Source organism: Rhodoferax sp. GW821-FHT10B06 (assembly GCF_059415605.1).
On sequence record NZ_JBWKNO010000008.1, the window covers coordinates 1 to 22,700 of the forward strand.

The following is a 22,700-nucleotide window of genomic DNA, read 5'->3' on the forward strand; positions in this document are numbered from 1 at the left end:
CATTCATACGGCCTTGCTTTCCCTGGCTTGTTGTGTCATCTGCCTTCGTAGACTTTCCCCGTTTTGTTAGCCGCTCTAAATGTTGACGATGCTTGCGTGCTGTATAAATTGCTCGTAGGTGTGGCAACGCGGTTTTGAGGGTTTCGTTTGATGTAAATTGAAAATGCGAAACCGGCCAACGCGAAAGTCTGCGCAAGGGCCTGTGTACTACCGCCACGGGAATCAGAAACTTCAACAGAAGGGGTATCCATGAGGCTTAATCTGCCGGTCACTCAACATGAGTACACCTTTCCCGCTGAACAAACCCTGGTGTCCGTCACGGACCTGAAGGGGCGCATCACTTACTGCAATTCGGCATTCATTGAGGTCAGTGGCTATTCCCGTGCCGAGCTGTTGGGGCAGGCCCACAACCTGGTGCGCCACCCCGATATGCCGGAGGAGGCCTTTCGCGATATGTGGGCCACCATACAGGCTCGACTGCCCTGGACAGGGCTGGTCAAAAACCGCCGCAAGAACGGTGACTGCTACTGGGTTCAGGCCAATGCCACACCCATGGTGGACGGCAATCAGATTACCGGTTTTCTGTCTGTCAGAACGGTCCCCAGCCGATCGGCCGTGCAAGCTGCGGAAACGTTGTATACCCAAATGCGTGGCGAGGCCAAATCAGCTGGGAAGACCTATTTCCTGCGCAACGGAAAAGTCATTCGCAACGACCTGGTGGGCAAATTGCAGCGTCTGTGTAGCCCAGGTCCGGTGGCCCGTCTCGCGCTGGTGCAGGCCGTTGCGCTGATAGTGGTGTTGGCTTCGGTAGCGATGCAAATGCCTCTGGCGGTGACTGCCGTGTTGGGTGTGGCGCTGGCCACCGTGGTCGTCTGGCTGTCCTGGTCCATGGCGATTGATCCCCTGCATTCCTTGGTCAAGGACGCCAACTACCTCGCGGCGGGTGACTTGTCCCATTCGGTTCGTACCGATAGCAGCGGTGTGGTAGGGCAGTTGCAGCAGGCCTTGATGCAGATGTCGGTTAATTTGCGTACGGTGGTCAGTGACGTGCGGCAGGAAATCGACCAGGTCAGTATTGCCGTGGCCGAGATCGCCGAAGGCAACGAAGACCTGTCCGAACGCACCGAGTCGCAAGCCAGCAACCTGCAGCAAACGGCAGCGTCCATGGAGGAAATCACCGGCACTGTGCAGCAAAGCGCCATGGCGGCCAGCCGAGGTTCCAAGCTGGCGCAGGAAACCACCCAGATTGCCTTGCGCAGCAACGAGGCGGTCCATTCGGTGTCCGAGTCCATGCAGCGGATTGCCCAATCGTCTGCGCAGATTACTGAAATCATCCACCTGATCGAAGGGGTCGCGTTCCAGACCAATATTCTGGCGCTGAACGCGGCCGTCGAGGCGGCCCGCGCCGGCGAGCAGGGCCGGGGTTTTGCCGTGGTTGCCAGCGAGGTTCGGGCTTTGGCCCAGCGTACAACCTCCGCGGCCAAGGACATCAAGACCTTGATCACGGCGTCGTCCCAGCGCATCAGTGCCGGTGGTGAGCAGAGCAGCAATGCGCTGGAGCGGATGCAGTCTGCGCTGGAATCGGTGGGCAAGGTGAGTACCGTGCTGGATGAAATCGCCCACGCCTCCGATGAGCAGACCTTGGGTATTTCCCAGATCAACGAGGCGGTTTCGCAGATGGACTCGTTGACCCAGCAAAACGCGGCCATGGTGGAGGAGCTTGCCGCTACGGCCAAGTCGCTGCGCGGGCAGGTCGAGGGGGTGAGCAGCACCATGCGTCTGTTTCGCCTGCGTTCAGGCGAGGCGACTTTAGGGCAGATGGATGCGGTCGCACTGCGGCGTGAACATAAGAGTTGATGTTGGAACCATGAGCCCGGCCCACTACACACTGATGGCGGTTTCGCGGATTGAATCCAATCTTTCAGAGCATCTGAAAACGATCCACACAGCCATCGCCGCCAGGTATCCCGTGATCGATCGCGTGGCACTCGCCACCTATGACGGGGTATCCGACATATTGAAGACATTTGTCAGCAGCAACAAGGATGGCGTGTTGTTGGACCATTACGAGGCCAAGCTGGCCAATGTGCCCGCCTTGCGTTCGATTGCGCAGAATCGGCAGACCCGTGTGGTGGAGGACATTGCCCAGGAATTTACGTCCTCCAATCGGCACACCGAATGGCTGAAGTCACGTGCATACCGGTCCAGTCTCACGGTTCCCATTTATCGGGACAGCACGCTGGCGGGCTTTCTGTTTTTTGATTCCAAACAGGCTTGCTCCTTTGAGCCGGACATGACGGAGTTCTTGCAGCTGTTTTCCAATCTGATTTCTCAGCTTTATCTACTCCAGCTGCAGGTGGTGCACGGCATCGTGGGCAGCGTGCACATTGCCAGTGGCTTGGCACGTATCCGCGACCTGGAAACCGGGGCGCATCTGGACCGCATGGCGGCCTATTCCCGGCTGATAGCGCTCAAGCTGGCGCAGTCGCAACCACTCAGTGATGAGTTCATTGAATACATCTTTTTGTTTGCGCCTCTCCATGATGTGGGCAAAGTGGGTGTGCCCGACAGCGTATTGCTCAAACCAGGGCGGCTGGATGCCGAAGAGTGGGTGTTGATGCGCAGGCACGTGGAAATTGGCGAGTCCATCGTCGTGCAAATGGGCATGGACCTCGGGCTGGGCGAAAGCATGGCTTTCAAAATAATGCGCAACATCGTGGCCTACCACCACGAGCGGGGTGATGGGTCCGGCTACCCCAGGGGACTGCTGATGGCGGATATTCCCCTGGAAGCGCGCATCGTCGCGGTAGCCGATGTCTACGATGCGCTGTCCAACAAGCGCCCCTACAAAAAGGCGTGGACCGAAGAGGCCATCGTGGCCGAGATGCAAAAGGAAGCCATGTGCGGGCGACTGGATGCAGATTGTGTCGACGCCTTGCTGAGTTTTGAGGCGGAGCGGCACGCCATCATGCAGCGTTGCGGTGACGCATAGGCCTTAGCCACTGGCGGCTCCAGTGGCTACCAGCGGATTTCCGCAAATCCCAGGTGGTGCATGAACTCCCGCAGTATCAGCAGCGTGGCGGCAAAGCTCGGGGTGTCTGGAATACCCGCACTGGCCGCGGGCCGGCCCTGGGATAGGGCAGCGAGCAGATCGAACAGGCGTTCGATCGTATCGATCGGCATGCTGCGACCACGTACGCCAACCAGGTCGGCCATGGTTTGCAGGGCCGGGTCGGCGCTGAACAAGGCCATGTTGCCGGCAACGACGCTGCGGGCCAGGGTGACTTCATCCTCCACGACCATGATGGCGTTCTCGATTTCGCCGGGCGTGGGCGGCGTGTGCTTGAAGAACGCGGTCGCCGTTTTCTGCGACCCGATGGCCAGCGACAGCACTGCGCTCGGCATTGCGTCGCGGCCTACGGCCAGCGCCGTGGCGGCCTCGCCGATATGCAACACGGTGATCGCTGTACCCGGGGGTAGCTGGAGGCGTGCGGCGGCGTAGTCGCGTTGGATGGTGGTGTCGGCGTCCATGGTTTTCTTAAAGGAAATATGCCGCTGGCGCAGGTAATACGTGCGCTGGTAGCTATCAAATCAGGAGTATTCACCTCATTGCGCAGGCAACACCTTGTGCAACCAGGCCAGAAAGTCGGCATGCGTGGCCGCGCTGATACCGTGGTCCATGGGATAGAGCCGGGTTTCGTGGGCCACGCCCAACATGGTCAGCAGCTCGTCGGCGCGCTCGGCCCAGGCGACGGGCAGTTTGCTGTCGGCCGTGCCATGGGCCACAAAGGCCTGCAGCTGGTGCAGGCGCGCTGGCGCGGCCAGGTGCGGCTCCAGCTCGGGCAGGATGCGCCCGGACAGCAGGCCGAAGCCCGCCACCCGCTCGGGCGTGCTCAGGGCCAGGCTGGCCGACATGATGCCGCCCTGGCTGAAGCCGGCCACCACGGTGCGCTGCGGGCTGACGCCATAGGCGGTTTGCAGCTGTTCCACGAAACGAATCAAGGTCAGGCGGCTGCTTTCGGCTTCGGCCGCATCGATGCGCGGCCCCTGCGCGCCAAAGGCCACGCGGAACCAGGCGAATTGCTCCGGGCCCAGCGTCAACGGGCCGCGTGCCAGCACCACCAGGGTATTGGGCGGCAGGTCGCTGGCTAGGTCCGCCAAGTTGGTTTCGGAGCCGCCCACGCCGTGCAGCAGTACCAGGCAGGCCTGGGGCTGGGCGGGGGCGGGTTGCAGCAGGCGGAATGCCAGGCTGAAGTCGGGACTGGTCTGCAGGGGGCTCAGGGTGGGCATGGCGGATGTTCCAGGTTGCATTCAGTGGGTGGTTTCAGTGCTGGCTGCGGGCAGACCCCAAGCATAAGACTCCATGGCCAGCACGTGGTAGGTGGTACCCCCATCCAGCACCTGTACCGGCTCCGCATTGCCGCGTGCGCCCATGGCTACCAGCAGCGGCAAAAAGTGCTCTTCGGTGGGATGGGCGCGTTGTGCGTGCGGGGCCTGCTGGCGGTAGTCCACCAGCTTCTTCGTGTCGTTCTGGCTCACGGCCTGGCGTACCCAGCGGGTGAAGTCTGTGACGTACTCGGCAGAGACGTTGTCCGGGCCGGCCTGGAAGTCCACCTCGTACAGGTTGTGCGTCATGCTGCCTGTGGTCACCACGGCCACGCCCAGGATACGCACGGCGGCCAGGGCCTCACCCAGCTGCAGGGCGGTGCCAGCGTTCAGACCCAGGGGCAGGGACACCTGGAATACCGGCACATTGCCGGCGGGCAGCAGGTGGCGCAGCGGAACCCAGGCGCCGTGGTCCAGACCGCGCTGCCCGTCTGTGCTGGTGGGCCAGCCGGCGACTGCCAACAGCTCGGCCACCTGGGCCGCCAGGGCGGGGTGGCCGGCCACGGGGTAGTGCAGCGCGTACAGCGGCGCGGGGAAGCCGCCGAAGTCGTGCACCGTCTCGGGCGCGGGGCTGGTGGACACGCGCACGCCACGGGTTTGCCAGTGTGGCGACACCACCAGCACGGCTTTGACGCCCTGCAACTGCTGGCCTGCGGCCCGCAGCAAGGGGCCTAGCCGGCCAGGCTCTAGCGCAAACGTGGGGGCGCCGTGGGAGATGAAGAAAACCGGAGCCAGGCTGGCGGTGGCAACGGCGCTGACAGGGGTGGCTGAGGTCATGGTGGTGTCCGGTGAAAGCATGGACTCCACTGTATCTATGGCTGTTGCGGAGATAAATGACCTGAAATAAGATTCATTGTTTCAGCGGGTAAGACAATGGACCGTTTCCTGGAGATGCAAACCTTCGCAGCTGTGGTGGATGCCGGCAGCTTTGTGAAGGCGGCCGACAGCCTGGGCTTGTCCAAGGCGGCGGTGTCGCGCTATGTGGCGGACCTGGAGGCCCGCCTGGGTGTACGCCTGCTGCAGCGCACCACCCGGCGCCTGTCGCTGACCGAGGCAGGCCAGGTGTTTTACGCACGCAGCAAGGAGCTGCTGGCCGGTGTGGACGAGGCCGAGGCGGAACTCACCTCGCGCAGCGGCGCGGCCAGCGGCCTGCTGCGCATCAACGCGCCGGTCACCTTTGGCATTCTGCACCTGGCGCCGCTGTGGGGGCTGTTTCGCAGCCAGTACCCGGATGTGGCGCTGGACCTGACCCTGGCCGACCGGGTGGTGGATCTGGTGGAGGAGGGCTACGACATGGCTATCCGCATTGCTACCCTGCCCAGCTCCACGCTGGTGAGCAAGCGCCTGGCCAGTACCCGCATGCTGCTGTGCGCGTCGCCTGCCTATCTGGCCGCGCATGGCACACCGCTGCATCCGCGCGAGCTGGCCCGGCATGCCGTCGTCGCCTATACCTATTGGGCGGCCAAGGACGAGTGGCATTTTGACGGCCCCGAGGGGCCGGTCAGCGTCACCACCCGGCCCTGCATCCATGCCAATAACGGTGACACCTGCCGCGCAGCGGCGCTGGCGCACCAGGGCATCATTCTGCAGCCGGGTTTTCTGGTGGGCGAAGACCTGGCCGCCGGTCGGCTGGTCGAGCTGCTGCCAGCCTATCGATCGCTGGATATGGGTATCTACGCGGTGTACCCCAGTCGCAAACATGTGCCGCCCAAGGTGCGGGCGCTGGTGGACTTTCTGGCGACGGCGTTTGCGCAGGTACGCGCTTGGTAATGTCGGTTGGGCCAGTTTGGCCGGTGTGATGGGCTGGGGAAGGCGGCCCTGTGTCCGCTGAAGGTTCAGTGTCAAAAAGGGCCGCTAGCGCACATTTTGTATGCGCAAGTAGCTACTAAAAACGTAGCGTTCGCACGGTGCCGCTTATGCGGGAACCAGCTGGTTGGCCGTGTCCAGGTTGCGCTGCATTGCCGGCAGCAGCTTGTCGGCAAGCAGTTTCAGCTCAGGGTCCTTGGCCGTTTTCTGGATCTTCTGCAGCAGCTCCACCGCGGTTTCGTGGCCACCCACGCCGACGCGCTTCAGGTACTGGCTGTCAAAGGTGTTGCCAGACAGCGCTTTCAGGGCGGTTTCCTTGGTCTTGTTCACCACGCCAACGCCTTGCGGAAGTTTCACGTTCTTGGCCGCACCCAGCTGCTCTACCTCGGTCAGAGCTTTGGTGTGTTCCTCCATGACGTCCTGGGCATACTTTTTCACATTGGCGTTCTGCGACTTTTCCAGGGCCAGCTTGGCGGCCTCTACTTCGGACCGCGTTGCTTGCGCCAAGTCGCCCAGCATGGCGCTGTCGGTGAAACTGAGTTTGCTGCTGTCTGCCGTGGCGCCGGGGGGGGTATCAGCCATGCTGGGCACACCCGTGGTTTGCGACCAGACCGGTGAGGCCGATAGTGCCAGGGCAGATACCGCCAGGCCGGCCAGCGCAAGTTGGGCTCGGCGCTTGCGAGGCGACCGTGTCTGCAGGGGGGGAGATGGGTGGAACATGGAATACCTCCTTCAATCGGTGGAATGAAGTTGCAGTGGCAGCACCCACGCACATCTTTTGCCTGGGCCGCATGCTGCAACGGCTAGGGTTTCAGTGTCCCTCCAGGGGTGGTCCATGTCCGCAGGAGGTTGCCCCCGTCCTGCGTAGGACATTTCTGGCGCGCGCCGCTCAGGCGGCAGCGTAGAACCGGTAAGTGTTCTTGCCCGCGCGCTTGGCCGCATACATGGCGGTGTCGGCGCTTTGGATCAGGGCCGCTGGCGTGGCGCCATCCTCCGGGTGGAGGGCAATGCCGATGGAAGCGCCAATCTGCACGGTTTGCCCCTGCAGTACGACGGGCGTGCGGATGGTGGCGACGATGCGGTTGGCGATCTGTGCCACGTCGTCCTGGTTCAGCGGGTTGTCCAGCAGGATGATGAACTCGTCACCGCCCAGACGGGCCACTGTGTCGTTTTGCCGTACCAGCGCTAGCAGCTTTTGCGCCACCAGTACCAGCAATTCGTCGCCCACGTCGTGGCCCAGTGTGTCATTCACGTGCTTAAACTGGTCCAGGTCCAGGAACATCAGGGCCAGCCGGCGTGGCTCGCGTGCGGTCTGGGTGATGAGCTGGCTGAGCCGGTCGGTCAGCAGCTGGCGGTTGGCCAGGTCGGTCAAAGGGTCGTGCAGCGCCAGGTGGCGGATGCGTTCGTCCTTGCGCCAGCGTTCGGTGATGTCGTTGAACACCGAGACATAGCGCGTAGCCGTGTCGGCCGAGCCCGGAATGGTAGTGATGCTCTGCCATTCCAGAAAGGCTTCGCCATTTTTGTGCCGGTTCCACAGCTCACCGGCCCAGTGGCCTTGCTGGGTCAGCGCGTGGCCAATGGCGGCGTAAAAGGCGTCGTCGTGGTGGTGCGAGCGCAGCAGCTGCGAGGGGCGGCCCACCACCTCGTCCGAGCTGTAGCCCGTGATGGCTGTGAAGGCCGGGTTGACCGACAGAATCATGCTGTCGGCATCGGTCACCATGATGCCGTTGACGGTGTTGCTGAACACGCTGGCGGCCAGCTTGAGCTCGCTCTCGGTGGTCTTGATGTAGGTCACATCGTTGACCAGCACAAAGAAGCCGGCCACTTCGCCCCGGTGGTTGTGGTCCGGGATGTAGTGGGTCAGGGTGTAGCCGGTGCTGCCGTCGGCCTTGGTCATGGCGCGTTCGAACCGTTGCCTCTCGCCGGCCAGGGCGCCCTGCACATAGGCTTCGTTCAGTTTCCACATGGCCGTGCCCAGCAGCTCCAGCATGGTGCTGCCGATCACGTCTTCGGATTGGATGTTGAACCATTCCAGGTAGGGCTTGTTGGCAAAGTGGCAGCGCAGGTTTTTGTCCCAGTAGGCGACCAGGCTGGGCATGGCGTCGGTGATGGTCTGTACAAAGCGTGCGCTCTCGGCCAGCTCGCGGGTTATTTCCTCGGCGCGCCGGCGTTCACCCAGCAGCTCCATCTCGATATTGTGGCGCTCCAGTGCCACGAAAAACACCCAGTAGTAGCAGTCTGCGCCGGCAAACATGCCACGCTGGCAGTTCACCATTACCGGGACGCTGGCCTTGTGGGCGTCCTGGATCTTGAGGTTCATTTCGCTGACCATGCCTTGGTTGCGCAGCAATGCCCATACATGCGTTTGTACAAAGATGCGGCTGGGCAGGGGGAGTAAATCTTCCAGCGCGCATTGCCTGAGCTGCTGCGCCGAGCGGCCCACCAGGCTGGCCAGACTGTGGTTGGCGGCCTGGATGTAGCCCGCGTGGTCGGTCACCAGAACTGCGCAGGGCAACTGGTCCAGCGTGTCCATCATGCTGTGGTGCTCTGGCGGGTGGATAGGCTTCTCCTGGTGCGATGTTTTGCGTTGTAGCTTATCCCAGTCCCGCCGCGTTCGGCCTTGCGCTGGAGGGTTACGGCAGAAAAATTGGGACCGCCCCTTGGAGCCAAATCCAGAGCCCAACCCATGGACCCCGAAGCCCTGCATGTGCTGCCCATGCCAATCCCTAAATTGCAAGTTTTTACATCCAGAGCGGAGCTGGGAACGCCTCCTATATATTGGGTATGAATCAGGCTTGCGGCGCAGTTGCTGTGTGCGCGGAATGCTACTAAAAGCGTAGTATTTCCACGGTCACCCCAGGGCTGCAACAGGAGTGGGCCATTGCTACCCAAGTCGATGCAAAACAGAGATACTGCTGCGGTCACCCAAGTGGGCAAGTCGCAGCCGGAGCAGTTCGGTACGGGGTTCTGGCCATCCATCATTCCGCGGGACAATGAATAAGAGCAGCATTCTGTTGGTCGACGATGACCCCGTCATCATCCATCGCATCAGCCGCATTCTTTCAGAGGTGGCTATGCTGCGTTTCGCTACCAATGGTGAAGTCGCCCTACGCCTGGCCCGTGAGGCCATGCCGGATCTGATTTTGCTGGACTCTGAAATGCCGGGCATGAGCGGCTTCGAGATATGTGAAATATTGAAGGCCGACCCCGAGTTTGCTGATGTGCCGGTAATCTTCGTCACCAGCCACAGCGATACGGCGGTGCATGTGGCGGGGCTGGAACTGGGGGCGGTGGACTTCATCGCCAAACCCATCAGCGAACCGCTGCTGTTGGCGCGAGTCAAAACCCAGTTGCGCATCAAACGCCTGACGGACGAACTGCGCCGTATTTCTACCGTGGACGCCTTGACGGGCTTGGCCAATCGCCGCCGCCTGGACGAACGCTTGGAGCGTGAATGGCTGCGCAGCATGCGTGACAAAGACCCCATCGCGCTGCTGCTGGTGGATGTGGATTTCTTCAAGCTCTTCAACGACCACTACGGCCACCCCGAGGGAGACGCCTGCCTGCAGGCCGTGGCGCGGGTGTTGATGGAAAGCTGCCAGCGCCCGGCCGATCTGGCGGCCCGTTATGGCGGTGAGGAGTTCGCGATTTTGCTGCCGCAAACCACGCTGGCCGGTGCCGAATTGGTGGCGCAGCGGGTGCTGGACGCCATGGCCCGCCAGGCTATGCCGCATGCGGCTTCATCGATCGCTGGCAACGTGACGGTGAGCGTGGGGATAGGCCATGTGGACGTGCCTGGCAGTGAGGGCCAGATGCGTGATCTGGTGGCTGCGGCGGACCAGGCCTTGTACGCAGCCAAGAGCGCGGGGAGGGCCCGAGCCTGGCATATGGCTGCTGAACCCCTGCAGCTGCCGGCACCCGGGGCTGCCATGCTTCGGCCACCCAGTGGCCCGGATGTACCGGCTACCTGACCATGCAGCCCGCCACCCTGTGGAAGTCCACCCAGGAATGGCTGCGCCAGCCCAAGGTACGGGCCAGGCTGGTTTTGCTGTTGGGGCTGGTATTGACCTGCTGGGCTACCCTGTGGCAAGCCCGGCAGAACGCGGCCAATGCAGCCAGCCACTTTGACAGCCTGGTTCAAAGTACCCTGGAGCAGTTGAACGACCGCCTGGGCATCTATGAATACGGACTGCGTGGCGCACGCGGTGCGGTACTGGGGGCCGGTTTCGACCGGCTGGACCGCCAGCATTTCCGTGAATATGCCGCGTCCCGGAATGTAGAAAAGGAGTTTCCGGGGGCCCGCGGCTTTGGCGTGATACGCCGGGTGGCGCAGGCGGACGAGGCGGCCTTTGTGGCGTCGGCCCAGCGCGATGGCTGGCCGGACTTCGCCGTGCGGCAGTTCAAGCCGAATGCGGGCGAGCGCTATGTCATCCAGTTTCTGGAGCCGATTGAGCGCAACCGAGTCGGCATAGGCATGGATGTGGCTTCCGACGTCAGCCGCAGATCAGCAGCCGACCAGGCCATGCGCACCGGCCAGGCAACCATTACCGAGCCCATCAGGCTGGTCCAGGACCCGGCCAATGCACCCAGTTCTTTTTTGCTGCTGCTGCCTATCTACCGGCCGGGTGCTTCCGTGGTGGACCCGGCGGCACGCGAGGCGGCTCTGGAGGGCTGGTCTTATGCGCCCTTGATGATCTCGGAGATGCTGCGCAATGTAGAAATACACCGCGACCAGCTGGTTCTTTCGCTCAGCGATGTATCGGACAAGGGAGAGCAGGTTTTTTACCGTTCATCCTCTGCGGAGCCCGTTCCGGACTCGCTGGGCCAGCGCACCTCTCTTTCCATTTATGGTCGCACCTGGGTGGTGGATGCCAAGGTTTTGCCGCCGTTTTTCGACCACCTGGACCCGCTGGACCCGCGCTGGGTGGCTCTGGCGGGTCTGGTGATGAGCATGCTGGTGGCGGCCCTGGTCGGTATCCGTCAGAAGGAGCTGGCGCAGGCCGAACTGGTGCGTCTGGAGCGTTCGCGCCGTGCCTCTATGGTGGACTATTCCGCCGATGCCATCGTGGGGGAGACGCTGGATGGCCGTGTGACTGACTGGAACCCGGCAGCCGAGCGCCTGTTTGGCTACACCGCAGAACAGGCCCAGGGCCAACTGCTGGCGGCGTTGCTGCTACCTCCGGAGCGGGCCCAGGAAGATGCCGACATTCTGACGCGTATATCCCATGGCGATGTGCTGCCGCTGTTTGACACGACGCGCATGCACCAGAACGGCAGCATGCTGGATGTGTCTGTGGCCGGGGCACCCATGCTGGGGGCTGACGGCCGCTGCATAGGCATTGTGAAAGTCATACGGGATATCGGGCCCACCAAGCGTGCCGAGCTGCGCGTGCGTGAGCTCAATGCCAGCCTGGAGCAGCAGGTGCTGGAGCGCACCGCATTGCTGGATGCGGCGCGCCGTGACCTGCGGCTGATTCTGGACGCCGTGCCTTCGCAGATCGGATACTGGGACAAAGGTTTGTTGAACCGCATGGCCAACGAGGCCTATCGCAACTGGTTTGGCATCGACCCCATGGCGTTGCGCGGCACACATATGCGTGACCTGCTTGGTCCCGACCTGTATGAGCGCAGCCGTCCTGCCCTGGAAGCCGCTTTGGGCGGCCAGCCCCAGAGCTTCTTCGAGCAGGAAATCCCCAGGCCGGGTGGTGGCAGCAAGCGGCATGCCCTGGTGAACTATCTGCCGGACATTGTGGATGGCGAGGTGCGTGGTCTTGTCACGCTGGTGCATGACGTGTCGGAGCTGATGGATGGCCGCCTGAAACTGGGCGCTTTGCAGCGCGAGAACGAGGCCCTGCTGCGAACCATCCACTTGCATGCGATTGTGTCGGTCACGGACCGCGCGGGCCGGATTACCGAGGTGAACGATGCGTTCTGCCTGGTGTCCGGCTATAGCCGCGAACAGCTGATAGGACAGAACCACCGGATGGTCAGATCCGGCGTGCACGAGCCGGATTTCTGGACGGTGATGTGGAACACCATCGCCAGTGGCCAGCCCTGGCGGGGCGAGATCTGCAATCGCGCCAAGGACGGCTCTGTCTATTGGCTGGGCAGTACGGTGGCGCCGTTTGTGGGGGCCGATGGGCAGGTGGAGAAATACATCGCGGTGGGTACCGACATCACTGCATCCAAGCTGGCGGAGCAGACCCTGCGTGCCAGCCAGGCTTTCCAGGAGCGTGCCAACCGTGTCGCCAAGATCGGCGCCTGGCAGGTGGACTTGGACCCGGTGCGGGTGGTCTGGTCGCCCCAGCTCAAGCTCATCCACGAGGTGCCGCCAGACTACCAACCGGGGCTGGAGGAGGGACTGAGCTTCTACCAGTCCGAGGAGCGGTTGCTCATCCAGCGCATGGTGGAGCGGTCCATGGCGTCCGGCGAGGGCTGGGATCTGGAGGTGCCGATGCAGACTGCTCGGGGGAGGCAAATCTGGGTGCGGATATTGGGCGAAGCAGAGATGGAGCAGGGACGCCCCGTGCGCCTGGTCGGCGTTTTGCAGGACATCACCACGCGCAAGCAGATTGAGAACACTCTGACCTACGAACGCCACCTGATGACATCGTTGTTGAACACGGTACCCGACCAGATTTACTTCAAGGACATGTCCAGCCGGTTTCTGCGCATCAATCCGGGCCTGGCCAAACGTTACGGGCTGCAAGACCCATCGGAAGCGATAGGTCTGTCGGACGCAGACTTCTTTACCCAGGAGCATGCCAACAGCACGGCGGCGGTGGAGCAGAGAATCATGGAGACTGGCACGCCCCTGATCGACCTGGAGGAGCAGGAGTTTTGGCCGGACCGGCCTCCGACCTGGAACCTGACGACCAAGATGCCCCTGCGCGACGTGCAGGGCAAGGTGATCGGCACCTTCGGTATCTCGCGTGACATCACCGCCCGCAAGAAAACCGAAGAACAGCTGCACGACACCAATCTGCGTTTTGAAATGGCGGCCGAAGGTGCAGGTCTGGGCGTGTGGGATCTGGATCTGGTCCATAACACCTTGAGCTGCGATGCGCGCGTGTACCAGCAGCTGGGGGTGGCCGCCGACACTGGCGAAGCGCCTGAGTCGCTCTGGGCGCGCTGTCTGCACCCGGAGGACCTGGCGCGCTACCAGTCCCATGTCGATGCGACGGTGCGTGGTGAACACCCCATGGACATTGAATTCCGCATCCTGCGCCCGGATGCCGAGGTGCGCTACATCAAGGCCGCGGGCCGCGTCTACCGCGATGCCTTGGGTACGCCGCTGCGTTTGACCGGGGTGAACCTGGACATCACCGAACGCAAGCGGGCCGAGCTGCTGCAGGTGGAGACCAACTCCTTGCTGCAGAACGTGCTGGAGTCCGCCTCCGAAGTGTCCATCATTGCTACCGACAACCAGTTGACCATCCGGGTGTTCAACGTTGGCGCCGAGCGCCTGCTGGGCTATTCCAGCGGCGAGATGGTGGGGCGTGAAACGCCCATGCTGATTCACGACCCCGAGGAGATCTGGGCGCGCAGCCAGGAGCTGAGCGACGAGGTGGGCCATCCGGTGCTGGGGGCCTCGGTATTTACCGAGCCGCTCAGCCTGCACCAGGCCCGCGAGTGGACCTATGTGCGCAAGGACGGCAGCCGGGTCACGGTGTCACAGGTGATTACTGCCATGCGTGCGGCCGATGGCAGCATCTTCGGCTACCTGGGCGTGGCCCACGATGTCACGCGGCAAAAGCAGGTGGAGCAATCGTTGCGCGATGCGATGCTCAAGGCCGAGCAGGCCAGCGTGGCGAAAAGCCAGTTCCTGGCGAACATGAGCCACGAGATACGCACACCCATGAACGCGGTGATGGGCCTGTCCTACCTGCTGGGGCATACGGTGCTGGACGAGGAGCAGGCCGCTTTCCTGGAAAAGATCAAGCTGGCCAGCCAGTCTCTGCTGGCCCTGATCAACGACGTGCTGGATCTGTCGAAGATCGAGGCCAATGAAATGGCGATAGAGCAGGTGCCGTTCGACCTGCACACATTGCTGCGCAATGTGTCCGACCTGATGGCCATGCAGGCCCATGCCAAGGGGCTGGAATTTCTGCTGGACTGGCCCGAGGATGTGCCGGATGTGGTGACGGGGGATGCCACGCGGCTGCAGCAGATCTTGACCAATTTGCTGAGCAATGCCGTCAAGTTCACCGAGCAAGGTCATGTGCGTTTGTCGCTGCAACGTTTGCCGGCGGGGGGCGACCGCATCCGCCTGCGGTTTTCCGTGCGTGACTCGGGTCTCGGCATTCCGCCGGCGGTGCAGGCGCGTCTGTTCGTGCCCTTTGTGCAGGCCGATGCCTCCACCACGCGCCGCTTTGGGGGCACCGGCCTGGGCTTGCACATCGTCAAGCATTTGGTCACGCTGATGGGCGGGCATCTGGGCCTGGAGAGTACCGAAGGCGTGGGCAGCGAGTTCTGGCTGGAGCTGGACTTTGGCGCGGTCGCCGCCGACGCGGCCAAGGGCCACAAACGCCAGCATGCGGTAGGCACGGGCCGTGGGCTGCTCGGCGTGCGGGTGCTGGTGGTGGATGACAGCGAGATCAATCTGGAGGTGGCCAAACGCGTTCTGGAACTGGACGGTGCGCTGGTCACCCTGGCGGCCAATGGGCGTGAAGCCATCGATATTCTGCGGGCCCAGCCTGAAGCCGTGGATGTGGTGCTGATGGATGTGCAGATGCCCGAGCTGGATGGCCTGAGCGCCACCCGCATCATCCGCCAGGAGCTGGGATTGACCCGCTTGCCGGTGATTGCCCTCACGGCCGGCGCCATGCTGGAGGAGCACCACCAAGCCCGGGCTGCCGGCATGGACGATTTCATCGCCAAGCCGTTCGATGTGCAGCACCTGAGGCGGACCATCCTGCGCCACGTGTCGGCTTTCGGCGGCGTACAGGTGGTGGTGCCGGAGGCACCGGTGGTCGCGGCCGCGGCCGGGCCGGCGCAGATCGACTGGCCCACGATACACGGGGTGGATGCCCAGGACGCCTATGCCCGCCTGGGGGGCGACTGGATGCTGTTTTATGCCATGCTCAAACGCCTGCTGCGGGAGTTTCACGTCACCAGCCTGGCACCTGTCGATGAGGACCTTGCCTCCTTGACCACCTTGGCGCAGCGCATGCACAAGTTGCGTGGCAGCGCCGGCATGCTGGGCGTGAATGCCGTGCAGCACCTCGCTGGCGAGGCTGAACAGGCCTGCGCGGAAGGACAAACCAAGAAAGCCCGGCAACTGCTGCGCAAGCTGGATGCGCAAATGGACAGCCTGCAGCAGAGTGCCGCCCCGTACCTGGACGCCTACGACAAGCTGGTGGATGCGGTGCCGGTCGAGTCGGGCCCGCCATTGGCCCCCGAGGATCTGGCCGGCCTGTGTGATCTGCTCCAGCAGCAGAACATGCTGGCCATCCAACGTTTTGAGGAACTGGCGGCGCAGATCAAGGCACTGCTGGGGCCAGAGCGCTTCGCCCGTTTGCGTGACGATATGGATAACCTGCAGTTCAATGACGCGGCCCAGGTTTTGGGCGCTTTGCGCGCCTGACGCGGCTGCTGCGTGGATGTTATCTATTCAGCCCTGGGCTCAGCCAGGCGCAGCACCTGGCCCGGCTTGGCCTGGGCCAGGGCCTTGCTGATGATCTTGTAGCTATCAAAGTCGAATGCGACCTGGCTGCCTTGCAGCAGCTCCTGCACTTCCTCTTCGTTGCGGGCCGTGCCCAAGTGGCACCAGGCGTGCAGCACATGCAGGTCATCCCCCTCGCGCAAGCCTATGGCGCCAGGGTAGGGCCAGCGCTTGACCTGGTGGCGGATCAGGGCGGTGCGCAGCGCCAGATTGTGCTGGGCCATGCTTTGTTCTCCCACGCAGGCCCCCGCGCACTGGCGGATTTGGTAGGCAAAGCAGGGCTTGCCGGATGCAATCTTTTCCAGGCCCAACACGGCCCGGCACAGGCGCTGCTCAGTGGCCAGGTCTTCCAGCAATTGCAAGGCCGCGCGGCGTGAGCGGAACGGCCCGAACAAGGTGTCCTGCACGCCCAGGCCTATGTCCGGCCCATTCACCAGGCGTGGCACCAGGGGCGTGTGCACAGAAGCAGGATCGTCCAGCCGCCAGGCGTGCAGATCGTTTTGCCGGCGCAGCTGCACATTCAGGCTGGGCTGGTGCTGTTTGACCAGGCGGGCCTCCAGTAGCAGGGCGCCGATTTCACCGGCGGTCTCCACCCAGTCGATGTCGGCCACCTGCTGGCTTAGTCGCATCTCCTTGGGGTTGGACAGCGCGGCGCTGAAATGCGCCAGCACGCGGCCGCGCAGGTTCTTGCTCTTGCCTATGTACAGCGGGTTGCGCTGCGCGTCCCAGAACAAGTAGACACCTGGCGTTTCGGGTATGCGGTCGATGTGCTCGGCGTCCAGCTGCGGCGGCACGGCGGGGCGGCCGGACAGGCTGGCTACCGCGTCCAGCAGGGTGGCGGGGGCGAATCGGGTTTGCAGCAGCTGCCAGAACTGCGCCAGCGCATCGGCATCGGCCAGCGCGCGGTGGCGCTCGGGCATGTGCAGGCCGTGGGTGGCCACCAGCGCGTCCAGGTTGTGCCGGGCCTGCTGGGGAAACAGCAGGCGCGACAGCTTCACGGTGCACAGCACGGGCGCCTGCCAGGCGATGCCGCAGGCCTTGAATTCGGCGCGCAGAAAGCCGTAGTCAAAGCGGGCGTTATGCGCCACGAAGAGCTTGCCGCGCAGCCGGTCCAGGATGTCGGCGGCCACGTCGGCAAAGCGGGGCTGGCCGGCCACCATGGCATCGGAGATTCCGGTCAGCTGCTGGATAAAGGCGGGGATGGGTGTGCCTGGGTCCAGCAGCTGGCTCCAGCGGCGCACATGCGGGCCGTCGACCTCCACAATGCCCACCTCGGTGATGTGGTCCCGCCCGGCAGTGCTGCCGGTGGTTTCAATGTCCACAAAGGCCAGAGGTGGGAAGTCGTTGCTACTCATGAGAAAAATCGGGCTCCAGCGCAGGTAGTACCTGCGCTGGCAGCTATGAAAAACGCAGCACGCAGGCTGCAGGCATCAACGCATATTACCGGTGTGTCCCAGCGAGTAGCGGCCGGGCTGGGGCCAGACGGTCAGGCCATGCGGCTCGGCGCCGACCTTGATGGACTTGACCGCGCCGCTGTCGGTGTCGAAGGCATACACCACGTCGTCGAAGCGGCCGGACAGCCACAGCGTCTTGCCGTCGGCGCTGACGTTGCCCATGTCCGGGCTGCCGCCGCCGGGGATGGGCCAGGTGGTCAGCACCTTGCGGGTGGCGAAGTCGATCACCGATACGCTGCCCTTGCCGCGGCGCATGCCGTGCACCATATTGCTGCCGCGGTTGGATACGTACAGCTTGCTGCCGTCGCGGCTGGGGTACAGGCCGTGCGCGCCCACGCCTGTGGGTACGGTGCCGATCTTGGTGAAGCTGTCGCCGTCCACCAGGTAGACGCCGTCGGCCATCATGTCGGCCACGTAGAAGACCTTGCCGTCGGGGGCGATGCGGATGTCTTGCGGCATGCCCTTCTTGTTCAGCTCCAGGTAGCCCACTACCTTGCGGTTCACCATGTCGATCTTGGCCAGCTTGCCGCCGAACTCGCAGGTAAACAGGGCGTAGCTGCCGTCGATGGCGAAGTCGGCGTGGTTGATGCCCTTGCACTCGGGCACGGACAGGCTGGATTTGAGCGCCATGGTGTGGGCGTCGCGGAAGTCCAGCCGCGCATGGGCCTCGGCCACCACGATGGCTTCTTTGCCATCGGGCGTGAAGTACATGTTGTAGGGGTCGTCCACCTCCACGTTCTTGCCGGGCTTGCCGGTGAGGGGGTCGATGGGGGTCAGGCTGCCGCTGTTTTTGCCTTCGGCGTTATTCGCCACCCACAGGGTTTGCAGGTCCCAGGAGGGCACCACGTGCTGGGGGCTTTGGCCCACGGGGAACTTGTCCACCACCTTCATGGTGGCTGGGTCGATCACATACACATCGTTGGAGCGCAGATTGGGCACGTAGATGCGCGGCAGTGCCTTGGCCACGGCCGGGCTCAGACGGTCGGTACCGGCCTCGCCGTACAGATTGCTGGCGTTGACCACCGGCGGCATGCCGGGGACGGTCTTGATCGACTGGGCCGAGGCAGCGACAGCCATGGCTGCGAGGGCCAGAGAGGTGAGTGAGGTTTTGAATTGCATGGTGGTTTCCTGTAGAGATGCCGGTCGCGCTAGTGGTTGCCTAGTGCGCGGCCGTGCTGGTTTTGAGGGACTGTATGGTTTTGCTGATGATGGCGTCTATGCCCAGCTGGCCCAGTTCGGCGCTGGCGCGGTGCGGGTCGCCGCCGTACACGCCATCGGCCAGGCCGAGCTTGGGACCGCTGCGCATTGCGTCCTGGCGCACCATCTGGGGCGCCACGGCCATCAGCAAGGCGGTGTCGGCCAGGCCGGCATGGGTGCCGATTTCATCGTCGCGTATGCCGTGCTGGCGCAGGATCTGGGCATAGCCGTCGGAGCTGGTGTCGTAGTACACCGGTGGCACCAGTGCTTGTGCCGTGGCGCCCCAGTTCTTGTTCAGCTGGGCCACCACTTGCTGGATGTCCTTTTGGTAGCCACCGTGGTCACCTAGAAAGACGATGTTCTTGAAGCCATGCACCTTGAAGCTGTTGGCGGCCGACTCCAGCGTTTTCTTGAACACATCGTCCGGTACGGTGATGGTGCCGGGGAAGCGCATGTGCGAAGACGTGGGCGCCGTACCGCCCTCCGGCACATAGGCGACGACGGGTGCCACCAGTGCGTTGCCCAGGCCTTCGGCGATACGCTGTGAAAGGATTTTGACCCGCGCGTTGTGCTTGCCCAGCGCCACATAGGGGCCGCTTTGCTCGGTGCCGCCAATGGGCACCAGGATGGTGGTTTTGCCGGCCTGCACCTGGTCGCGCAGCTCGGTCCAGGTCAGGTCTTCCAGAAACACGGTTTTGGGGGCTTGGGCCCACACCAGCGGTGCTGCCAGCAACAGGGCGGCACAGGCCAGTGTGTGGCGAAAGCGAAGATGCATACAAATCCTTTGGAACGTGTTTGGGGTCGGTGGCCACCACGCAGCGCAATGGGGGCACAGTGTGCAGGTTTTTGGGAACCATGGTCTTGCGGCAAGTCAAAACCCGGCTGTATACGGACAGACTGCGGTCAGCGGCATTGGTTCCGACCAGCCATATGCAGGCAAACGGGCTTTACGTGGTGGAGACTGACTATATTGGGACTATATTGATGGCATTTTCCCGCAGTCCAATCCCGGAGAACGCCATGCAACTTGAAGAAATTCTTGCCTCGGACACGCTGATTCCGTCCTTGCCCGCTACGGTGGCGCAGATTCTGGGTGAGTTTCAGAAGGAAGAGCCCGATGTGCGCCGCATCACCGAGCTGGTCTCCAGCGAGGTGGGGTTGACGGTGCGCATACTGCGGCTGCTGAACTCCGCCCGTTACGGCGGTGGGGGCCGCATTGGTACCGTGGAAGGGGCGATTCCGCTGCTGGGCCTGAAGGCCACCCACCAGTTGATCAGCGCTGCGGCGGTGGGCGGGGCCTTCAAGCAGGTGCCGGGCGTGGACATGGCCGACTTCTGGCGCCACAGCCTGGACGTGGCCAAGATCGCCCAGTCCTTGGCCGACTCCATGCGTATCGACAAGGGCCTGGCTTTCACCTCCGGCCTGCTGCACGGCGTGGGCGACTTGGTGATGAAGATCGCCATGCCCAACCAACCCTGCATGCAAGCCAGCTTTACCTCGGACGGCGACCGCCATGCCCGGCAAGTGGCCGAGCTGGGCTACTCCTACGCCGACGTGGGCGCCGCCTTTGCCGCCAAGTGGCATTTCCCGCAGGCCATCGTGGATGCCATCCAGCACCACCCCAACCCCAATGAAGACATAGACAGCGAAACCCTGGCCGGCATCGTCTACCTGGCCGCCTGGGGTAGCCTGGCCCATGAAATGGACCTGGACGCCCCGGCCCTGTTCGACAAATACCCCAGCCGCGTGGCTGAATCGATTGGCTTTGCCGACCAGGAAATGCTGTGCTCTGAAAACCCCATCGAATGGACCGGCCCGGCCGAAGCCGGCGACTTTGCTTGAGCTACGCCAGGGCCTGCTGCAGATACGTCCAGGCCAGGCCGGTTAGCCCGGCGGCCAGCACCACCGGGATCACGCCGCGTTTGAAGCGGAACAAGGCCAGTGCAGCGCCCATGCCGATAAGGGCCGAGGGCCACTCGAAGTGCCCGGACAGCCCTTGCGGCCACAGCACGTGGTAAGCAAAGAACACCGCCAGGTTCACGATCACCCCCACCACCGCCGCTGTGATACCTGTCAGTGGCGCGGTGAACTTCAAATTGCCGTGGGTCGATTCAATGAACGGCCCGCCCAGCAGAATGAACATGAACGAGGGCAGGAAGGTGAAGAAGGTCACCACGCTGGCCGCCGCCGCACCCGACAGCAGCAGCGCTTCTGGCCCGAACAGCGCCTTGCCCCAGCCGCCGACAAAGCCCACGAACGACACCACCATGATCAGCGGCCCCGGCGTGGTTTCGCCCAGTGCCAGGCCGTCCATCATCTGCGGCGCGCTCAGCCACTGGTAATGCTCCACCGCGCCCTGGAACACATAGGGCAGCACCGCATAGGCGCCGCCAAAGGTCAGTAAAGCCGCCTTGGTGAAGAACCAGCCCATCTGCGTCAGCACCGCGTCCCAGCCGTACAGCGCGGTGAGCGTGCCCATGGCGGCCAGCCACAGGCCCAGGCATACCGCCAGCACCTGGCCAAAGCGCCGCCAGGTGAACAGCGCGTGCGGCGGTGTGGGCGTATCGTCGTCAATGAGTGCGGGCCCGTATGAGGCACCAGCCTTGCCGTGGCCACCACTGCTGCTGAACTGCGCCGGTGCCAGCCGGCCACCCAGGTAACCTATGCTGCCGGCAGCCAGCACAATCAACGGAAACGGCAGTTGCAGCGCGAAGATGGCCACAAACGCCGCCACCGCGATGCCCCACAGCCAGGCATTCTTCAGCGCCCGTGAGCCCACCCGGTAAGCCGCATGCACCACCAGTGCGGTGACGGCCGGCTTGATGCCGTAGAACAGGCCGGCGATGGCCGGCACATGGCCGTAAGCCATATAGACCCAGGACAGGCCGATCAAAATGAACAGCGAGGGCAGCACAAACAGCACGCCCGCCACGATGCCGCCGCGCGTGCGGTGCAGCAGCCAGCCGATGTAGATGGCCAGTTGCTGGGCTTCCGGCCCGGGCAGCACCATGCAGTAGTTCAGCGCATGCAGAAAGCGCTTTTCCGATATCCAGCGGCGCCGCTCCACCAGCTCCTCGTGCATGATGGCAATCTGCCCGGCGGGGCCGCCAAAGCTGATGAAACCCAGCTTCAGCCAGTAGAGGAAGGCCTGGCCAAAGCTGACGGGCTGGGGGGGAGTTTGCGTATTCATGCGTCTGCTTTCATTGCGCTATACAGGCTGTCAAAAATCGGGAGGGACGCGGCCAGCAGCGCGTCGTCAGTGGCATGCAGGGCCTGCAGCCCGCGCACCAGGGCCTCAATGCCGGCGGCCTCGTCCACCGGGATGCCACCCACGTCGATGTAGTGCACCAGCGCAGCCAGGCGCTGGATGCCTGTGTCGGCATCCAAGCCAAAGCTGCGGGCCACCACCTCGAACGTCACCAGCGTGTCTACATGGCTGAACGTGGCGCCGTCGAAGTCGTAGCCCAGCGCGGAGGCCGGGCATTGCCGTGGATCTTCCAGCCAGACAAAGCGTGCGGCGGTATCCACAAAGCGCTGCACCAGCCAGGCGGTGGCCAGGCGGTCCACCCAGGGGCGTTGGCGCGTGGCCCAGGTACGGCCCTGGTAGTCGGCGCGCGCCAGCGGGGCAATGGTTGCTGCGCGCGGGCTGGGTTCGCCCGGCGAGAGCTGGCGTTCCAGCGCCTGGCGCAGCGCAGACAGCGCGGCCTCTGCCTGTGCTTGCGCGGGGCCGGGGAAGAAGTCAATGCCCTGCAGGGCTTGCAGCTGTTGCTCCAGGCTGCGCAGGGTCTTGCGCAGGGTGGCCGCCGGCGCGGTTCGCAGGCTGGAGCGCGTGTGCTGGACGGACTGCAGCAGCTCCGTGTACAGGGCGGACCTGTCAAACAGGGCCAGGAACTGGCTCTCTTGCGCTGCGTTGCGTGCCGTCAGCACCAGCATATGGACGGGCGCGCCAGTTTCCAGGATGGTGCGCTCCAGGTTCCAGAGCGACTGTGCCGTTGGCGCGGTGGCGGGCAGCAGGTACACCCCTTCGCGCAGCGTGCCCGCGCCAGTGGCCTTGAGTGCGCGCCATACCCGTACGCGCAGGGCGCTGGGGTGGGTGGGCAGGGTTGTCGTCAGCAGTAGCCAGGAATTCATGTATCAATCATCGCATTACGTGATGATTGATACAAGATTATTATGTAAGCCTCATCTGCTCT

General features: G+C 63.4%; 16 protein-coding genes. 6 read left to right on the forward strand and 10 right to left on the reverse strand.

The genetic code is table 11. The features are described 5' to 3' along the window. The first annotated feature begins 249 nt into the window (after nucleotides 1-249). Together AC07O2_RS13850 and AC07O2_RS13855 are read left to right on the forward strand one after the other, a co-directional pair. A complete protein-coding gene (locus AC07O2_RS13850; protein WP_495076328.1) occupies nucleotides 250-1,857 on the forward strand; it encodes a methyl-accepting chemotaxis protein in 1,608 nt (535 codons plus the stop codon). 10 nt (nucleotides 1,858-1,867) lie between these two features. Then, complete coding sequence (locus tag AC07O2_RS13855) at nucleotides 1,868-2,992, forward strand: HD domain-containing phosphohydrolase (RefSeq protein ID WP_495076329.1); 1,125 nt, start codon at nucleotides 1,868-1,870, stop codon at nucleotides 2,990-2,992. Between the two features lie 26 nt (nucleotides 2,993-3,018). On the opposite strand, the gene AC07O2_RS13860 is transcribed toward AC07O2_RS13855, so the two are convergent. The 3 genes from AC07O2_RS13860 to AC07O2_RS13870 all read right to left on the reverse strand — a co-directional run bounded on the left by AC07O2_RS13860 (nucleotide 3,019) and on the right by AC07O2_RS13870 (nucleotide 5,163). After that, entirely contained in the window at nucleotides 3,019-3,531 is a 513-nt protein-coding gene (locus AC07O2_RS13860) for a hypothetical protein (protein ID WP_495076330.1), read from the reverse strand. 75 nt (nucleotides 3,532-3,606) lie between these two features. Then, nucleotides 3,607-4,290 carry an alpha/beta hydrolase gene (locus AC07O2_RS13865; RefSeq protein ID WP_495076331.1) on the reverse strand — a complete coding sequence of 228 codons (684 nt, stop codon included), beginning with the start codon at nucleotides 4,288-4,290 and terminating at the stop codon, nucleotides 3,607-3,609. 21 nt (nucleotides 4,291-4,311) lie between these two features. Next, nucleotides 4,312-5,163 carry a DODA-type extradiol aromatic ring-opening family dioxygenase gene (locus AC07O2_RS13870; RefSeq protein WP_495076332.1) on the reverse strand — a complete coding sequence of 284 codons (852 nt, stop codon included), beginning with the start codon at nucleotides 5,161-5,163 and terminating at the stop codon, nucleotides 4,312-4,314. A 96-nt stretch (nucleotides 5,164-5,259) separates the two neighbouring features. On the opposite strand from AC07O2_RS13870, the gene AC07O2_RS13875 reads away from it, so the two are divergent. After that, entirely contained in the window at nucleotides 5,260-6,156 is an 897-nt protein-coding gene (locus AC07O2_RS13875; RefSeq protein WP_495076333.1) for a LysR family transcriptional regulator, read from the forward strand. Between the two features lie 144 nt (nucleotides 6,157-6,300). Here AC07O2_RS13875 and AC07O2_RS13880 read toward each other — a convergent pair whose 3' ends face one another. After that, on the reverse strand, nucleotides 6,301-6,912 hold the full coding sequence (locus tag AC07O2_RS13880) for a DUF4142 domain-containing protein (protein WP_495076334.1): 612 nt from the start codon (nucleotides 6,910-6,912) through the stop codon (nucleotides 6,301-6,303). Nucleotides 6,913-7,081: 169 nt separating this feature from the next. After that, a complete protein-coding gene (locus AC07O2_RS13885; protein WP_495076335.1) occupies nucleotides 7,082-8,728 on the reverse strand; it encodes a sensor domain-containing protein in 1,647 nt (548 codons plus the stop codon). 457 nt (nucleotides 8,729-9,185) lie between these two features. On the opposite strand from AC07O2_RS13885, the gene AC07O2_RS13890 reads away from it, so the two are divergent. Both AC07O2_RS13890 and AC07O2_RS13895 read left to right on the forward strand, forming a co-directional pair. Beyond that, nucleotides 9,186-10,163, forward strand: coding sequence for a diguanylate cyclase domain-containing protein (locus tag AC07O2_RS13890; RefSeq protein ID WP_495076336.1), 978 nt, complete (start codon nucleotides 9,186-9,188; stop codon nucleotides 10,161-10,163). Nucleotides 10,164-10,165: 2 nt separating this feature from the next. Then, nucleotides 10,166-15,778 carry a PAS domain S-box protein gene (locus tag AC07O2_RS13895; protein ID WP_495076337.1) on the forward strand — a complete coding sequence of 1,871 codons (5,613 nt, stop codon included), beginning with the start codon at nucleotides 10,166-10,168 and terminating at the stop codon, nucleotides 15,776-15,778. 23 nt (nucleotides 15,779-15,801) lie between these two features. Here AC07O2_RS13895 and AC07O2_RS13900 read toward each other — a convergent pair whose 3' ends face one another. The 3 genes from AC07O2_RS13900 to AC07O2_RS13910 all read right to left on the reverse strand — a co-directional run bounded on the left by AC07O2_RS13900 (nucleotide 15,802) and on the right by AC07O2_RS13910 (nucleotide 19,282). After that, entirely contained in the window at nucleotides 15,802-17,211 is a 1,410-nt protein-coding gene (locus AC07O2_RS13900; protein WP_495076338.1) for a 3'-5' exonuclease family protein, read from the reverse strand. Nucleotides 17,212-17,286: 75 nt separating this feature from the next. Further along, complete coding sequence (locus tag AC07O2_RS13905) at nucleotides 17,287-18,429, reverse strand: YncE family protein (RefSeq protein ID WP_495076339.1); 1,143 nt, start codon at nucleotides 18,427-18,429, stop codon at nucleotides 17,287-17,289. 40 nt (nucleotides 18,430-18,469) lie between these two features. After that, complete coding sequence (locus tag AC07O2_RS13910) at nucleotides 18,470-19,282, reverse strand: creatininase family protein (protein WP_495076340.1); 813 nt, start codon at nucleotides 19,280-19,282, stop codon at nucleotides 18,470-18,472. A gap of 245 nt (nucleotides 19,283-19,527) precedes the next feature. On the opposite strand from AC07O2_RS13910, the gene AC07O2_RS13915 reads away from it, so the two are divergent. Next, nucleotides 19,528-20,349, forward strand: a complete 822-nt coding sequence (locus tag AC07O2_RS13915) for an HDOD domain-containing protein (RefSeq protein ID WP_495076341.1) — start codon at nucleotides 19,528-19,530, stop codon at nucleotides 20,347-20,349. Nucleotide 20,350: 1 nt separating this feature from the next. On the opposite strand, the gene chrA is transcribed toward AC07O2_RS13915, so the two are convergent. Beyond that, complete coding sequence (gene chrA, locus AC07O2_RS13920) at nucleotides 20,351-21,697, reverse strand: chromate efflux transporter (RefSeq protein WP_495076342.1); 1,347 nt, start codon at nucleotides 21,695-21,697, stop codon at nucleotides 20,351-20,353. Next, nucleotides 21,694-22,638, reverse strand: a complete 945-nt coding sequence (locus tag AC07O2_RS13925; protein ID WP_495076343.1) for a chromate resistance protein ChrB domain-containing protein — start codon at nucleotides 22,636-22,638, stop codon at nucleotides 21,694-21,696. Before AC07O2_RS13925 ends, chrA begins: the two co-directional genes overlap by 4 nt. Nucleotides 22,639-22,700 lie beyond the last annotated feature (62 nt).

Excerpts from the sequence above, each read along its gene's own strand:
- AC07O2_RS13890 (WP_495076336.1), top strand. The coding sequence starts at position 9,186 with ATGAATAAGAGCAGCATTCTGTTGGTCGACGATGACCCCGTCATCATC.
- AC07O2_RS13855 (WP_495076329.1), top strand. The coding sequence starts at position 1,868 with ATGAGCCCGGCCCACTACACACTGATGGCGGTTTCGCGGATTGAATCC.
- AC07O2_RS13915 (WP_495076341.1), top strand. The coding sequence starts at position 19,528 with ATGCAACTTGAAGAAATTCTTGCCTCGGACACGCTGATTCCGTCCTTG.
- AC07O2_RS13880 (WP_495076334.1), bottom strand. The coding sequence starts at position 6,912 with ATGTTCCACCCATCTCCCCCCCTGCAGACACGGTCGCCTCGCAAGCGC.
- AC07O2_RS13875 (WP_495076333.1), top strand. The coding sequence starts at position 5,260 with ATGGACCGTTTCCTGGAGATGCAAACCTTCGCAGCTGTGGTGGATGCC.
- AC07O2_RS13885 (WP_495076335.1), bottom strand. The coding sequence starts at position 8,728 with ATGATGGACACGCTGGACCAGTTGCCCTGCGCAGTTCTGGTGACCGAC.
- AC07O2_RS13905 (WP_495076339.1), bottom strand. The coding sequence starts at position 18,429 with ATGCAATTCAAAACCTCACTCACCTCTCTGGCCCTCGCAGCCATGGCT.
- AC07O2_RS13850 (WP_495076328.1), top strand. The coding sequence starts at position 250 with ATGAGGCTTAATCTGCCGGTCACTCAACATGAGTACACCTTTCCCGCT.
- AC07O2_RS13895 (WP_495076337.1), top strand. The coding sequence starts at position 10,166 with ATGCAGCCCGCCACCCTGTGGAAGTCCACCCAGGAATGGCTGCGCCAG.
- chrA (WP_495076342.1), bottom strand. The coding sequence starts at position 21,697 with ATGAATACGCAAACTCCCCCCCAGCCCGTCAGCTTTGGCCAGGCCTTC.
- AC07O2_RS13870 (WP_495076332.1), bottom strand. The coding sequence starts at position 5,163 with ATGACCTCAGCCACCCCTGTCAGCGCCGTTGCCACCGCCAGCCTGGCT.
- AC07O2_RS13860 (WP_495076330.1), bottom strand. The coding sequence starts at position 3,531 with ATGGACGCCGACACCACCATCCAACGCGACTACGCCGCCGCACGCCTC.
- AC07O2_RS13910 (WP_495076340.1), bottom strand. The coding sequence starts at position 19,282 with ATGCATCTTCGCTTTCGCCACACACTGGCCTGTGCCGCCCTGTTGCTG.
- AC07O2_RS13900 (WP_495076338.1), bottom strand. The coding sequence starts at position 17,211 with ATGAGTAGCAACGACTTCCCACCTCTGGCCTTTGTGGACATTGAAACC.
- AC07O2_RS13925 (WP_495076343.1), bottom strand. The coding sequence starts at position 22,638 with ATGAATTCCTGGCTACTGCTGACGACAACCCTGCCCACCCACCCCAGC.
- AC07O2_RS13865 (WP_495076331.1), bottom strand. The coding sequence starts at position 4,290 with ATGCCCACCCTGAGCCCCCTGCAGACCAGTCCCGACTTCAGCCTGGCA.